General features: G+C 43.8%; 14 protein-coding genes. 3 read left to right on the top strand and 11 right to left on the bottom strand.

Translation table 11 applies throughout. The features are described 5' to 3' along the window. Positions 1 to 79 precede the first annotated feature (79 nt). Complete coding sequence (dinF, locus tag Q4591_RS03870) at positions 80 to 1,417, bottom strand: MATE family efflux transporter DinF (RefSeq protein ID WP_303459467.1); 1,338 nt, start codon at positions 1,415 to 1,417, stop codon at positions 80 to 82. Positions 1,418 to 1,426: 9 nt separating this feature from the next. Here dinF and Q4591_RS03865 point away from each other — a divergent pair, with 9 nt between their 5' ends. Continuing rightward, on the top strand, positions 1,427 to 2,473 hold the full coding sequence (locus tag Q4591_RS03865) for a polysaccharide deacetylase family protein (RefSeq protein ID WP_102439437.1): 1,047 nt from the start codon (positions 1,427 to 1,429) through the stop codon (positions 2,471 to 2,473). 853 nt (positions 2,474 to 3,326) lie between these two features. Here Q4591_RS03865 and Q4591_RS03860 read toward each other — a convergent pair. Both Q4591_RS03860 and Q4591_RS03855 read right to left on the bottom strand, forming a co-directional pair. Next, on the bottom strand, positions 3,327 to 4,586 hold the full coding sequence (locus tag Q4591_RS03860; RefSeq protein WP_102531850.1) for a HAMP domain-containing sensor histidine kinase: 1,260 nt from the start codon (positions 4,584 to 4,586) through the stop codon (positions 3,327 to 3,329). Next, entirely contained in the window at positions 4,583 to 5,269 is a 687-nt protein-coding gene (locus Q4591_RS03855; RefSeq protein ID WP_303459466.1) for a response regulator transcription factor, read from the bottom strand. Before Q4591_RS03855 ends, Q4591_RS03860 begins: the two co-directional genes overlap by 4 nt. 139 nt (positions 5,270 to 5,408) lie before the next feature. On the opposite strand from Q4591_RS03855, the gene Q4591_RS03850 reads away from it, so the two are divergent. Further along, entirely contained in the window at positions 5,409 to 6,788 is a 1,380-nt protein-coding gene (locus tag Q4591_RS03850; RefSeq protein ID WP_303459463.1) for a S41 family peptidase, read from the top strand. A gap of 401 nt (positions 6,789 to 7,189) precedes the next feature. Here the strand turns inward: Q4591_RS03850 and Q4591_RS03845 are convergent, their stop codons facing one another. The 5 genes from Q4591_RS03845 to Q4591_RS03825 form a co-directional block, all read right to left on the bottom strand. After that, positions 7,190 to 7,822, bottom strand: a complete 633-nt coding sequence (locus tag Q4591_RS03845) for an SCO family protein (RefSeq protein ID WP_102440180.1) — start codon at positions 7,820 to 7,822, stop codon at positions 7,190 to 7,192. Between the two features lie 112 nt (positions 7,823 to 7,934). Continuing rightward, the gene (gene cyoE, locus Q4591_RS03840; protein ID WP_102440128.1) at positions 7,935 to 8,840 is read right to left on the bottom strand and encodes a heme o synthase; all 906 of its coding nucleotides are present in this window, start codon (positions 8,838 to 8,840) and stop codon (positions 7,935 to 7,937) included. A gap of 14 nt (positions 8,841 to 8,854) precedes the next feature. Next, on the bottom strand, positions 8,855 to 9,835 hold the full coding sequence (locus Q4591_RS03835) for a heme A synthase (RefSeq protein WP_102440129.1): 981 nt from the start codon (positions 9,833 to 9,835) through the stop codon (positions 8,855 to 8,857). Continuing rightward, complete coding sequence (locus Q4591_RS03830) at positions 9,835 to 10,389, bottom strand: hypothetical protein (RefSeq protein ID WP_102440130.1); 555 nt, start codon at positions 10,387 to 10,389, stop codon at positions 9,835 to 9,837. The genes Q4591_RS03835 and Q4591_RS03830 overlap by 1 nt, the downstream gene beginning before the upstream one ends. 99 nt (positions 10,390 to 10,488) lie before the next feature. After that, positions 10,489 to 11,235, bottom strand: coding sequence for an SURF1 family protein (locus tag Q4591_RS03825; protein ID WP_347232002.1), 747 nt, complete (start codon positions 11,233 to 11,235; stop codon positions 10,489 to 10,491). Positions 11,236 to 11,245: 10 nt separating this feature from the next. On the opposite strand from Q4591_RS03825, the gene Q4591_RS03820 reads away from it, so the two are divergent. Then, complete coding sequence (locus tag Q4591_RS03820) at positions 11,246 to 11,473, top strand: DUF2909 family protein (RefSeq protein ID WP_076538217.1); 228 nt, start codon at positions 11,246 to 11,248, stop codon at positions 11,471 to 11,473. 10 nt (positions 11,474 to 11,483) lie between these two features. On the opposite strand, the gene Q4591_RS03815 is transcribed toward Q4591_RS03820, so the two are convergent. The 3 genes from Q4591_RS03815 to ctaD are packed head-to-tail and all read right to left on the bottom strand — an operon-like array spanning position 11,484 to position 14,525. After that, on the bottom strand, positions 11,484 to 12,359 hold the full coding sequence (locus Q4591_RS03815) for a cytochrome c oxidase subunit 3 (RefSeq protein ID WP_076538215.1): 876 nt from the start codon (positions 12,357 to 12,359) through the stop codon (positions 11,484 to 11,486). Beyond that, on the bottom strand, positions 12,356 to 12,919 hold the full coding sequence (locus tag Q4591_RS03810; RefSeq protein WP_102440132.1) for a cytochrome c oxidase assembly protein: 564 nt from the start codon (positions 12,917 to 12,919) through the stop codon (positions 12,356 to 12,358). The genes Q4591_RS03815 and Q4591_RS03810 overlap by 4 nt, the downstream gene beginning before the upstream one ends. A gap of 1 nt (position 12,920) precedes the next feature. Beyond that, a complete protein-coding gene (ctaD, locus tag Q4591_RS03805) occupies positions 12,921 to 14,525 on the bottom strand; it encodes a cytochrome c oxidase subunit I (protein WP_102440133.1) in 1,605 nt (534 codons plus the stop codon). Positions 14,526 to 14,531 lie beyond the last annotated feature (6 nt).

Genomic DNA, 14,531 nt, shown 5'->3' with positions numbered 1-14,531 from the left:
ATCCCTATTATTGTTGTTAACTAGATGTTATCAGTCGCGGGACTGATAAATCTACTGTTAATTCAATAATAAAGAGCGCTTATAGCTGTTTAAAGCAGTCACTGTAGCGGTAATGCAGTGCTAACGACAGGCTACGGCATAACATAAAGGCGCTCATGGCGGCCCACAGGGCATTATTGCCGTATTCTTGAAGTAAATACCAACAGGGAAAAAACACCCCAAAGGTCGATAAAATCATGCTATTACGCATCATTTTACCTTGAGCTGCGCCAATATAAACCCCATCAAATAAGTAGGACCCAAATGCCAGCAACGGCATGAATACCAACCAGATCAAGTAATGCTCGGCTTGTTGTTGCACCAGCTCAATATTGGTGAGTAAGCCAATGATATTGCTACCCGCAAAATAAAATAACAGGCTAAAGCCAACAGCAAACATGGCAGACCAAGTGGCGGCAAGGGTCACTGAGTCATGTAATAAACTTAGGTTTTTTTGCCCCACCGCGCGGCCCACTTCGGCTTCGGCATAATAAGCTATGCCATCTAAGGCGTAAGAGATCAGCATCAGTAAATTAAGCAGCACCGCATTAGCGGCAATGATGTCATCACCTAAGCCCGCACCGTAAAAAGTCATAAAGGTAAAGCTGGCTTGCAAACATAAGCTGCGAATAAAGATATCGCGATTTAATTTTAATAAGCGTGAATAGCCTTTTAAGCTGATATGAACCATTAACTGACGCAAACTAAAATCAGCCTGTTGATATAAAGCGCGTTTTACAATGACAGCTGCAACGGTAAAGGCACACATATCAGCGATAACAGAGGCAAGCGCGGCGCCTTTTACATTCCAATTTAGGCCAATCACAAACACTACATCTAAAACGATATTGACGATATTGGCGATGATTAACTGCCACATTGCCGCCTTGGGCGCTTGCCTGCCCAGTAACCAGCCAAGTAACACCAAATTTAAGAGTGCAAATGGCACCGACCAAATACGAATTTCTACGTACTCGCGGCAAAATTGCTGCACCTGCGCACTGGCTTGGCTTAAAGACATGGCAAAATCGAGCAGCGGTTGCTGCAATAACACTGCTGCGCCACCAAACAGCAATGCAAGGCAAGCGCCTTGCACCAGCAATTTTTGCTGAGTTACGGTATCATTAGCGCCGTAAGCTTGGGCGACCAGCCCCGTGGTGGACATGCGCAAAAAGCCCAGCAACCAGACAATTAAAGTAATAATTGTGCTGCCAAGCGCCACCCCGCCTAAATAATAGGCCTCACTTAAATGGCCGATGACTGCGGTATCGACTAAACCTAATAACGGTATGGTGATATTCGATAAAATCATCGGTAAGGCTAAAGCAAAAAGCTGCCGGTTTTTTTGGCTGTTAAAAAGTAATGCTTTTATGGACATAGGAATAATATGTTAAAACGAACTCTATTGGGGTTATTGTGGTTAATATCACTTAATGCCAATGCCGTGGTGATCTTGCAATATCATCATGTGTCAGAAACTACACCTGCAAGTACCAGTGTGACGCCAGCTCAATTTGAAGAGCAAATGCAATACCTTGCTGAAAACGAGTTTACCATCATTCCATTAACCCAAGCGGTAAATGCGCTAAAGAATAACACGCCATTAGCGGATAAAAGCATCGTTATTACCTTTGATGATGGCTATGACAGTATCGGTATGGCTGCGGCGCCCATATTAGCCAAATATGATTTTCCTTATACAGTATTTGTGTCAGTAGAGCCGATTGAAAAAGGTTATCGCGGCATGATGAGTTGGGATGATATTAAAACGCTCACTGAAAAGGGCGCTACAATCGCCAACCATAGCTGGGCCCATGAGCATCTAAATCGTAAGCTTGATGGCGAATCTAAGCAGCAATGGCTTGATAGAATCGAAGCAAACTTGCTAGCAACGGAAGCGGAAATTAACAAGCATACCGGTCAGAGTGTAAAAATGCTGGCTTACCCATATGGTGAGTACAATAGCGATGTTGAAGATATTCTGAAAAAGCACGCCTTTATTGGTTTAGGGCAACAATCTGGCGCCGCGGGAAAATACTCAATACTGACTGCGCTGCCACGTTTTCCTGTGGCGGGCCCTTATGCTGATTTAGACAGTTTAAAAGTCAAGTTTACTAGCCTCAATATGCCGGTGGTGAAGCAAAATATCACTGACCCACAGTTAAGCCAAGGTCAGTGGCGACCTGAGCTAACCGTTGAGCTGGACACCACTGATATTTACCCGCATCAGGTGATGTGTTTTGTCCAAGGCCAAGGCGCTAAAAAGCCGACTTGGGTGTCTGAAACTGAGTTTAATATTCAAGCTTCAGCAAACTTACCTGCAGGTCGAAGCCGTTATAACTGCACTGCACCGAGTAAAACTAAGTCAGGTTATTATTGGTTTTCGCAAGCCTGGTTAAGACCGAATAATGATGGCAGTTGGCCGACAGAATAACTTCTTTCTTTGGGTGCTATTTTTCCAAACTCCGTTTGGATTAACATCGTGGGTTTTCCACCCACACCCGACCAAAAGGGTATCAACAGCAATACCCTCTTGGATCACCCTGCCGCCCCCGACGAAAAATGCTGAAAAGCGCATGATTTTCGATGGGGATTGATCCAGCTTTCAACGTCGTTTGTAAACCGCTTCGGTCACCTCTTTATTGCAAAGAGTGAAAATGCTAACGCTTCCGATGGTGCATCCATGCACCGCGAAAGCTAGCCTGACGTCCTGTCAGGCTCACGCTATTTTCTCTGCGTCCTCAATTCAAATTGAGTCAGAAAGTTTTAGATCCTTTTTCTCTTTAAATTGTCACGAATACAGTCAAATCGAAGAAATGAAAATTCGGGTGTAGATGCAGCAGCGAGCTTCCAAAACAGGGATGTTTTGGCAGAGCTTACATGGACGTACTTGCAGCGTCTCGCAGTTGTATCTGCACATAAGGTCGCTCTTTCACATCCATGTGATCGCGACATTTGTATATCCTATACATCACCTGCGGCAGGCAATGGATTAAGTTGAAGTTATGGTCTTCCGTAATTTAGCCAATAAAAATGAAGTATAAAGTTGGTGCTGGTAACTCGTTTATGCCCCTTTATTAGCTTCGCCGAACAAATTAGCGTATCCAATCATTCGTAATTTGCCCAAATAAAGCTAATGTGAGAACGGTGATATTTATGCAGTAAAAGTGTATTCAAATCTCGATTGGGGAAGTCACTTTGTGACAAAAGGAATTTTGTATTAGCGAATAAAGATACAACAAAAAGAGACTGCCTACGTGCTTTGTCTTTTCTCTCTCTTTTTCAACTCAATCCGTAAGTGGCATTGCGATCGCCACGATAAAAAAGTGTCGTTGCCCCTCTTGCTGATTCCTAAGCTCTAATGCTCCATCGTGAAACTGCACAATGCGCTGCACTAGATTGAGCCCCTGCCCAATGCCATCGCTTGCTTTGCCTTTGACTCTGGCTTGAGTCACATTGAGGGGAACTGGCTCGTTCACCGGGTTTTTAAACTGTAATTCATTTCCCTGCCACGAGATCTGTAACCGCTTTTCACCTGCGTGTTTTACGGCATTGATAATTAGGTTATTCAGTAACAATTTCAGTAATACTGGGCTAGCTAGGATCCGAGTCTTTGCAAGTACCTGAATATCGATATTAAAGTCTTCTTGGTTTTGCAAATCAGGCAGGGAAAGCACGCTTCTTTCAATGGCGAACAATAGCTTAACTCGCTTTTTTTGACTGGACTCTTCTCTTGCTAGGGTGGTTAACACATTCAGGATCTGGTGCTGTTGTTCGACGGCCTTATTCAGTTGTTGGCTATATTTACTGGGTAATAGTTTTTGTTCGTTACATTCCCTTAGCGCGTTTTTTAGAATTGTCACCGGCGTTCGTAATTCATGGCTGATGTCTCGGGTAAACTGCTTTTCTCTGTCCAAAGTCAGATGCAAACGCTCCAACAGTTTCTTCAGAGATCCTGCCAGAGAGCGCACTTCATTATCGGGAAAAGTGTCTGTAAAACCCGAGGGCAGCTCGTCGAGTGACTGAATGTTAAACATGATTTCACTGAGCCGATTTAGCGGCGCAGTAATGTTGCGAATAAATCGATAAACCAACCAAGATCCCACTGCGATGAGCATCAATACAAAAATCAGAAACAAGGGGATAACCAGCGGCCAGGAGCGATCATTGACCCCTAGACCACTCACCTTAGACACCAAGATAACCTGTTTTTTCTCGTCGAGCCTAAATGGAAACACATGGATATCTATGCCGTCAGGGAGTGTATATTCGACTCTATTGGGCTCATCGCTTTGTTGTACGACTATGTCCGCAGACAAGTCCTGCCAACGGGATACCAGATACATGTAGGGATAACGAGGACTGACAATCTCTCCTTGTGCCTGATATTGCGACTGTATGTATTTGGCTTCGCTGTATAGCTGCTCATTGAAGATGTTGTCTTCAATCATGTAGGCATAAAAGATGGTGATAGCAATCAATAGGCTAGTAAGAAAAAAGCTAAACAGCAGAAAAAGGCGCTGTAACTGTGAGCCGATACTCTTCACGCTTGCTCCTGCAATCTATAACCCACTCCGTGTATTGTCTTTAACATGGAATGGGAAAAAGGTTTGTCCAGAGCCTGCCTAAGAGTATAGATATGAGACTTGAGCACATCGCTATCTGGAAAATCCTCTCCCCACAACTTGTCCAGCAGCTCAGTGCGGCTAACTGGGGCTGGATGTGCCTGAGCCAAAGTCATCAGGATTTGCCTGTCCTTTTGACTTAAATTCAGCTTTGTTCCCTCTCGAAAGATATCTTTAGTGATCTGATTAATTTGCAGAGGGCCGATATTAATTTCTTGGGTTTGATGTAACACATTCCTGCGAGCTAGGGCTTGGCATCTTACCAGTACTTCCGAAGCTTCATAGGGTTTAGTCACATAATCGTCTGTACCCGCTTCAAAACCTTCCAGCTTTTCATGTAACGCATCCCGGGCCGTTAACATCAACACAGGAATGATAGTTGTGGCATCCGACTTTATCTGCTGGCAGACTTGAATGCCGTCAATATCCGGTAATGAAAGATCCAGAATCACCACGTCGTAACGATTTTCCTTACAAAATCTGATACCAGACTCACCGTTATAGGCATAATCGACCCGATAGCCTGTTTCAGTAAAATAATCTCCCAGCTGTTGTGCTAATAAGGCATTGTCTTCAATAATGAGCAGCGATAATTTAAATTCCATTATTTCTAGAGTCCATTCTATATTTAAGATGCTTACCTGCGACTAAAAGATTATTTTTAGCTTTTATTTATCTCTTGACCTTTTCTTTACCACTCCTTTGCTAAATTGCTGACAACTTTTTGAGGAGGGGTAACTAATTATGCGAACAGTATTACTATTCACAATCATTTTGGCAACAACGGGATGCGGCATGGGAATGGATGCATGGATACACGATGAGGTGAATGACGATTTCACGAAACAAAGCTTTGCTCAAAAAGCATTACAGGAAGATTTGGCCTATTTACAAACTCAAATGGCGGCAAGGCATCCGGTTTATCATGAGTTGACAGACGAGAAAGCCATTAATGAAAAGTTTGCGACTATGAGCAGCAAAATTAAAAACGAGATGAGTCGTGGTGAATATTTTCGTTTGATTGGCACCATCAATCCCTATTTTAGAGATGGCCATAGCCTACTGTTCCCGTTACTGGCTGAAGGAACCTATGCAGAAGACAAAAAACAAAACCTCTTCCCCTTTGGCGTATTTACTCAAAACCATTCTCTGTATATCAACAAGGTCTATAAAAATAAGTCCACCGGTGCATTAATAGAAAAAGGAACGAAAGTGGTCTCTATCAACGGTGTGGCCGGCGAGACGATTCTGAAACAGCTTGCGGAATATGGCCATGGAGAAACCGCCAACCTAAGAATGCACATGAGCACCCTATTATTTCACTACTGGTTAAATGCGATTTATGAATGGCGCGGCAACTTTAAGCTGGTTTTGGAACACGACAACAAGCAAGAAACCATGATGCTTTCCAGTCATGGGAATTGGGAGAGTGAACAAAACAAGCTGAGCGATAACTGGCTAAAAATCATTGCTAACCAGAATGCCTACTTAAAACTTGGCACCTTCGATGTGGACGAAGAGTCAGGCTTCGAAGACTTTGTTGAAGACGCTTTCGCTAAGATAAAAGAAATGAAAGTAGCAAAGCTAATTATTGATGTCAGAGGTAACACTGGTGGACAGTCCGATGCGGGGGCGGAGGTGATTAGTTACCTCACTGATAAAAAACTCAACCAAGCCTCTTCCGTTATTGAAAAACTATCTAACGATAATAATGGACTGTTTGGCTACAAAGGTAAGCCAGGTGAAATCATTGAGCTAGATGTTATCGGCAGCCAAATCATCGAGCCTGTCGAACCATCTAAAAGGTTCAAAGGTGAAGTGGTCGTGCTGATTGACGAGATGACCTACTCAGCAGGAATCGTTTTTGCCACCACGCTACAAGATCACAAAGTAGCGAAATTAGTGGGGCAGCCCACAGGTGGGCACGCCAATCAGACTGGCAACCTGAACCCTTTTTACTTACCTAATACTAAATTACTTGTCTTAGCACCTAGCCGCTACATAACCCGAGTGTCAGGTGATACTAGTAAGCAAAGCATACAACCAGATGTGATTGTGAATAAAGGCAAAGACACGACTGTGGACATGACTTTGCAGGTCAGCCAAGAGTTATTTTCTAATTAACCTCAGTTCTGCTCAAGCGAGAACTCGCCTTTCGTTAGATTTAAACCAGGTTTTTGGGGTTGATAAGCATAGTCAATCAACTCGGCTGTAACTTCTAACATAAAGTTTATAGGACTGCGGTGCTGACTATGCTCAATTTGAGAAATATTCTTAAGGTACGCATTGTAGTGGCCAACTCATATTGGCCACATTCTTAGAATTTAACTAGAACAATCGATCTGCTCCATTAGGTGCTTCGGAAAACTAAATTACTTTTTCTAATCTATATTCGGTCACCTAGACCAAATACTCTAACGCATTTCTGTCCACAAATGAGTTACTACATCAGTCCTCGTCAAAACAAAAAGCCTCAATATTTTCATATTGAGGCTTTGTTATATTTCAATACCTATATAAAAACCTTAAGCACTTTCAATAATCTGCTTTAGATCCGCAACCAGCTCTTTATTCAAAATCTGTGGTATTTTCCCGGGTTGGGCTTTAGGTTTAAACACTGCAAACTTTTCCCCTTGTGGTGATACTAAAACATAGCTGGCGCTGTGATCCACTTGGTAATCTTCGCCGTCGCCAACCATGGCGTAGGCAAAACCTAAATCACGAGTAAAAGGAAATAGCTGAGCGTGATCGGCAGTAACGGCTTTGAAATCGCGGTTAAAAAAATTGATGTAATCTAAACGTTTAGTTTGGCTGTCCCTTGCGGGGTCCACTGACACAAACACCACTTGAATATTGTCGCTTACTGCTTGCAACTCTGGGTAGGCGGCATTGAGTTTATTAAGGGTTGTTGGGCAAACATCTGGGCATGAAGTAAAGCCGACAAATACTAAACTCCACTTACCTAAAAGCTGCTCATTGGTAAAGGTATTCCCCAATTGGTCTTGCATACTAAAAGGTGCCAGTGGTCTTGGGTTATCAAACAAATAACTTGTTTCAAGTGCCAGATCCGGCCTTGATTTAGTGGCAGTGGCGATTGTTGCGGATGAACTTTTTTGACTAGGGAAAAGCGTAGCAACAGCGACGCCCAAGCCCAGCATAATGAAAGCTAACGCGATAATTTTTTTCACTCATTCACTCCATTATTTTTATCTTTACGTTCACTGTTTTTATCTTCAACTTCACCATGGCGATAAGCACTGATAAAGCGAGTTATACCCATAAGTAGTGATCAACTAATAGCACTAAAAATAAAATCATTAAGTGATAAATCGAGAACTTAAACACATCCATCGCCAGCCCTGGTTTGTCGTGATACTTAAGTTGCCAGGCTTTATAAATAAAGCCACAACTTAGAATGGTTGAACCCACAAGATAAACGGGGCCACACATGCCAACCAGTACTGGCAATAAACAGGCAATAGCCAGTAACAAGGTATATAACAAGATACAAGTTTTAGTAAACTCAACCCCATGGGTGACTGGCAGCATTGGGACATCGACTTTGGCGTATTCTTTTCTACGGTGAATCGCCAGTGCCCAAAAATGCGGCGGCGTCCAAGTGAAGATGATGATAACAAGTAATAGTGCGTTGCCATGTAATTCGTTGGTGACAGCAGTCCAACCCAATAAAGGTGGCATTGCCCCAGCTAAGCCGCCAATGACGATATTTTGCGGGGTAGCGCGCTTAAGATAAGCGGTATACACCACAGCATAACCGATTAAACTGGCAAAGGTTAACCATGCGGTAAGTGGGTTAACTAAGGTATACAAAATAACAAAACCGCCTAAGCCGATAGAAGTGGCAAAGGTCATGGCTTTGATTACCGAGACCTTGCCTTTTGGTAATGGGCGGTTATAGGTACGCGCCATTAAACCATCAATGCGGCGATCAATTAAGTGGTTATAAGCCGCCGCTGCCCCCGCCATCATGGCTATGCCTATCATGCCAAAGATAAGCGGCTGCAATGGCACTGCGCCGGGCAATGCGAGGCACATTCCCACCAGTACTGTCAGTAACATCAGGGCGACCACTTTGGGTTTGGTCATTTCAAAATAGGCGCGCCAAGGTAATTGCGCGCTGCTGGTGCTTGCTGGTATAGACAGAGATTTAGCCATAATAGAATCCTTGCTTAAGCTTTACGCCACAGCGCGTAGTTGATGAAAATAACGGTAAGTAACAATAGCGCTGCGCCGCCGTTGTGCGATACAGCAATCCCTAAAGGCAAATGCATGACAATATTGCTGATGCCAAGGCCCACTTGAATGATCACTAGGGCAAATAACAGCCAAGCACTTTTACGTATTGTGTGTGAGCGTGCTTTAAGTAATTTAAATCCTAACCACACTAAACAGGCAGCGGTAATCACGCCCCAAATACGATGAGTAACATGGATTGTCATGCGGGCAGGGTATTCCAATACGCCATATTCAAAGCTTGGATGTGTCCCTTGAAACGGTGAAAAAGCATCAGCAAATTGCAGATTATCGACCCAGTTACCTTCACATATTGGCAGGGCGGTACAGGCTAATGCTGCGTAATTCGATGACGTCCAGCCGCCCAAAATAATTTGAACCGCCAGTACAATTAAGCAGACCATGGCAAAGGGGGCGAGTTTTCTGGCATAAGTGTCACCACCAGGGATCCGCAGTGGCCGGGTACGTAAATACAGCAGTAGCAGTAAAGCGAATAAACTAAAGCCACCAATTAAATGCCCCATGACTACGATGGGCATTAATTTCATGGTGACAGTCCACATGCCTAAGGCAGCTTGAAAGAGCAGTAGGGCGGAAATCAGTATGGGTAGCTTTTTGGGCGCATCGGCTCTTTTTAAGCAGATGATAAGGATGGTTAAAATCAGTAATCCAAGAGTGCCAGCGATATAGCGGTGGATCATTTCCAGCCACGCCTTGTCAGGCTCTAGCGTTTGATTTGGGAATGCAGTCTCAACTTTTGCTATTGCATCAGGCGCGCTAGGCACCACAAGATGACCATAGCAACCTGGCCAATCAGGGCAGCCAAGGCCTGCATCTGACAGCCGAGTGTAGGCACCCATTAATATCACCGTAAAGGTAAATACTAAGGTAAATTTGAGCAGGTTTTTTATCACCATTACCCGACCCTCGATAGTTTAAGCATCTTACGTAAATCGCCAATCATCGACTTACCTTGGGCAATATTTTCTTGCTCGCCCATAATACCTGGGTATTTCATGACTAGGCTACCAAGGGGATCGACAATAATCATTTGCTGCTCTGTCAGTAATGCGGCCATTGCAGGGCTGGCACTGGCTGTAGCAAACGGCACTTGCAGTTTAGTTAAAATTGCGGTGTCGCTATCTGGGGTGAGTAAAATAATTGGGCTGACGCGATCTTGATGTTTACCTAAGGCGATATGGCTTTGATGCATGACATACAAACGTTGCTGACATTGTTCTAGGCATTGGTTTGGTAATAAATACACCAGCTGCCACATATGCGGCTGCGGGTTGGTCATGGCTAAGGTTTGATAATTAAGTTGTGCGCCGATTAGCTCACCTTTGTTAGTGGCGGCGCCGTTATATAAATCTAGGCTCAAGACTAATTTAGCCATAGCCACCGGTAAAATAAATACCAGCAGCAGTAGATATAATGTCTTGTTACCTTTAGGTTTTGCTGGGGAGTTCATACTTGCTCCTCTTGTTACGACTGTTTTTGTTATAGGATGAGTTTTTTTTACTTAAGTCACTATTTTTAATTTAGTTACTCTTGTATTTAGATTTTAACTTTAGGTCTTAATTTTAGGCTTAAATGTTTTCCAACCAAGCCATAGCATTAGCGATAAAAATACTGCTGCCATGGTGAACCATTGCAATGCATAGCCTTGGTGTTTTTGGGCTGACAGTGGAATAGGTGTCCATGGTTTTGCTAGTGTCATGTTCGGTGTTATATCTGGCTGCAGTACTGCCGGTGCCAGTTGATGACCTATTTTCTCTGCTAAGGCCACGAGATTTAAATTTTGAAAACGGATCACGTCACGGTTTTCTACTGTAAATTGTTCCACATAAAGTTGGTCACTTAAGGGATTGGTTTGGCGCTGATACACTCGACCTGTGAGCTGATATTGCGCCGCAGGCAATGGCGCTAAATCGGGTAATATGCGGCGGTCTTTATTCGCTGCAGTAAAGCCTAGTTCAACCAGTAGCCATGGCTCTGTGGCTGATATTGCAAATACTTGATAAGCCAGATAACCCACTTGGCCGTTATAAACTTGATTATCAAGCAGTAATATTTGTTCATTAACGGGCTTAGCGGTGACGTTAATGCGATAACCCGTTAGTGGACCGCTGCTATCTAGCGTTAAAAAAGTGTGGTAATCCAATTCACTGGACGCTTGCCTTTCACTTAAGGTGGCTTGCCAAGCTTGTTTTTGAATTCCTCTATCAAGTTGCCATAAACCGAGCTTGACCAAAATAGAAAACACACTCACAGTAACAACTAGCAATAACCCAGTAGAAAGTCGCCAAACGCGCAAAGGAGAGCCCGTGGGAACCTTAGATACCTTAGTTATTTTCAAGCTTGTTTTAGTACTGCTGCTTGTATTCATATTATTTAATTTAGCCAGAGCCCTATTTATTATGGTTAAAGCGGAAAATAAACAATCTATGAGCCAATATTTAGGTCGTCGAGTGATCTTTTCTGCGTTAGTGATGTTGTTATTGTTACTGGCCTTAGGATTTGGCTGGATAAGCCCAAATCCTAGACCTTATTAGCTTTGCAGCCTTATAAGACGTACACGAAAATAAATAAGCATAACCACACCACATCAACAAAATGCCAATACCAACTTCCGGATTGAAAGGCGAAATGATTATCTGGGGTGAAGTGACCTTTCAATACTCTAAAGAACAGGATTATTAGAAATACTGTGCCTAAGGTGACGTGCATACCGTGAAAGCCAGTTAGCAAAAAGAAGGTGTTACCATAAATCCCTGAGGTGAGTGTGAGCCCCATTTCTTGGTAGGCATGGACATACTCTTCAACTTGTAAAAACAAGAAGCCGATACCCAGCAAAATAGTCAGTCCTAACCAAACCTTCAGTGCGCCACGTTTTGATTTTTCTAACGACACATGGGCAAAGTGCAAGGTGACTGAAGAGGTCAGTAGAATGAGGGTGTTATACAGCGGCAATCCGCCCCAACCCATGGCTTCAGTGGTGGTACCATCTGGGGTTTTCACTAGCGGCCAAATGGCTTCAAATGTTGGCCATAATACCTCATGGGTCATGGCATTATTTGATGCACCGCCGAGCCAAGGTATTGCTACCATTCGAGCGTAAAACAATGCCCCAAAAAATGCCCCGAAAAACATGATTTCTGAGAAAATAAACCAGCTCATGCCTTGTCTAAAAGAGCGATCCATTTGCGCTGAATATAAACCTGACATTGACTCATCAATGATATTTTTAAACCAGCCAAACAGCATAAATATAATTACAGCAATACCCGCGATTAGGGTGTAGCCGCCAGAAGATTGTTCAGTTGAAAGTTGTTGGATGTAGGTACCTGCGCCAAATGCAATCAGAAATAATCCGATAGCGCCGGTAATTGGCCAGATACTTTGCGCTGGCACGTAGTAGTTTTCATGTTTTGTTGTCATCTTGCTGCTCCTTGCTCTATGGCTGCAGTCTGCTTGTCTGTAATATCATAGAGGGTATAAGAGAGAGTCAAAGTGTTAATGGATTCAGGTAAATCCGCATCCACGTAAAAAATTAACGGTAATTCAGCATCGGCCATTGCTGCTAGGGGTTGCTGATTGAAGCAAAAGCACTCGGTCTTATTAAAATAAGCCGCGCCTTGGCCTGGCGATACCGAGGGTATTGCTTGGCCTACGAGGTTATTTGAAGATAAGTTTTTCGCTAAAAACGCAGTACGTGTGAGTTCGCCGGGGTGAACCTGCATGCGGTTCACTTTTGGCACAAACTCCCACGGCATATTGCTTTGTACTTGGGCAATAAACTCAATGGTTACAGTACGGTCTTTATCAATCACCACAGCCTCATAACTGCTGGCAGTACTTTGGGTTTTTCCATTAATCCCCAAGGCATCGCAAAGCACGTCATACAAAGGCACTAGCGCAAAACCAAAGCCGAACATACCTATTGAACCCAGTACTAGGCCAATAAGTAAATTACGGTTTGATTTTGTTGGCTGGCTCATATCATTTAACCTCTGGTGGGGTGGTAAATGAGTGATAAGGCGCAGGACTGGCAATAGTCCACTCTAACCCTTCAGCACCTTCCCATGGCTTATCCGCAGCTTTTTCGCCGCCCTTGATACATTTCAGTACCACAGCGAGGAAAATCAGTTGTGATAAACCAAAGGCAAAACCACCAATAGAGACAATTTGGTTTACGTCAGCAAACTGAATTGCATAGTCTGGAATACGACGTGGCATGCCTGCTAAGCCTAAAAAGTGCATTGGGAAAAACAGTACATTCACTGAAATAACACTGCACCAGAAATGCCAACGACCTAATGTTTCGCTATACATGTATCCTGTCCATTTCGGTAGCCAGTAATATGCTGCAGCCATAATGGAAAATACTGCGCCAGTCACCAGTACATAATGAAAATGCGCTACCACAAAGTAAGTATCATGGTATTGGAAATCCGCTGGGGTTATCGCTAGCATCAAGCCAGAGAAGCCACCGATGGTGAATAAGATGATGAATGCAATGGCGAACAGCATCGGGGTTTCGAAGGTGATTGAGCCGCGCCACATAGTTGCAACCCAGTTAAACACTTTCACCCCAGTAGGCACTGCGATTAACATGGTGCAGTACATGAAGAATAGCTCTGCAAATACTGGCATCCCGGTGGTGAACATGTGATGCGCCCAAACTAGGAAGGACAAAATCGCAATACTTGAGGTGGCGTATACCATGGAGGCATAACCGAAAAGCTTTTTACGGCTAAAGGTGGGAATAATGGCCGAGATAATCCCGAATGAAGGTAAAATCATGATGTAGACTTCGGGGTGGCCAAAGAACCAGAAAATATGCTGGAACATCACAGGGTCGCCGCCGCCAGCAGCATCAAAGAAGCTGGTGGCAAAGTATTTATCAGTCAGTACCATGGTTACTACACCTGCCAATACCGGCATCACTGCTATTAGCAAGAAGGCGGTAATCAGCCAAGTCCAGACGAACAATGGCAGCTTCATCCAAGTCATACCCGGAGCACGCATATTAACAATGGTCACCACCACGTTAATAGCACCCATGATCGAGCTTATGCCCATAATGTGAACTGAGAACACAAATAATGCTGTGCTATCAGGGCTATAGGTTGTTGACAGTGGTGCATAGAAAGTCCAGCCAAAGTTGGGGCCTCCACCTTCCATAAATAGCGAGCTAAGTAGAATCGCAAACGCGAAAGGTAAAATCCAAAAGCTCCAGTTATTCATCCGCGGTAGTGCCATATCTGGCGCACCAATCATCATTGGAATGAGCCAGTTAGCTAAGCCGGTAAAGGCTGGCATGACTGCGCCAAATACCATAATCAAGCCATGGACTGTGGTCATTTGGTTAAAAAAGTTAGGTTCAACTAACTGTAAACCGGGTTGGAATAACTCAGCACGAATGACCATGGCCATTGCGCCGCCGGTTAAAAACATAATGAAACTAAACCACAGATACATTGAACCAATATCTTTATGGTTAGTGGTTAAAACCCAGCGCATAATGCCTTTTGGCGCCCCATGATGATGGTCATCATGGTGATCGTCGTGAGCGGCTGGTGAATCTTGTGTAATTGTGCTCATTTTAAT

The organism is Shewanella sp. 3_MG-2023 (assembly GCF_030548765.1).
Taxonomy (GTDB): Bacteria; Pseudomonadota; Gammaproteobacteria; order Enterobacterales; family Shewanellaceae; genus Shewanella.
The sequence above is the reverse complement of the archived record's forward strand: the minus strand, read 5'-3'. Positions and strand labels throughout refer to the sequence as shown.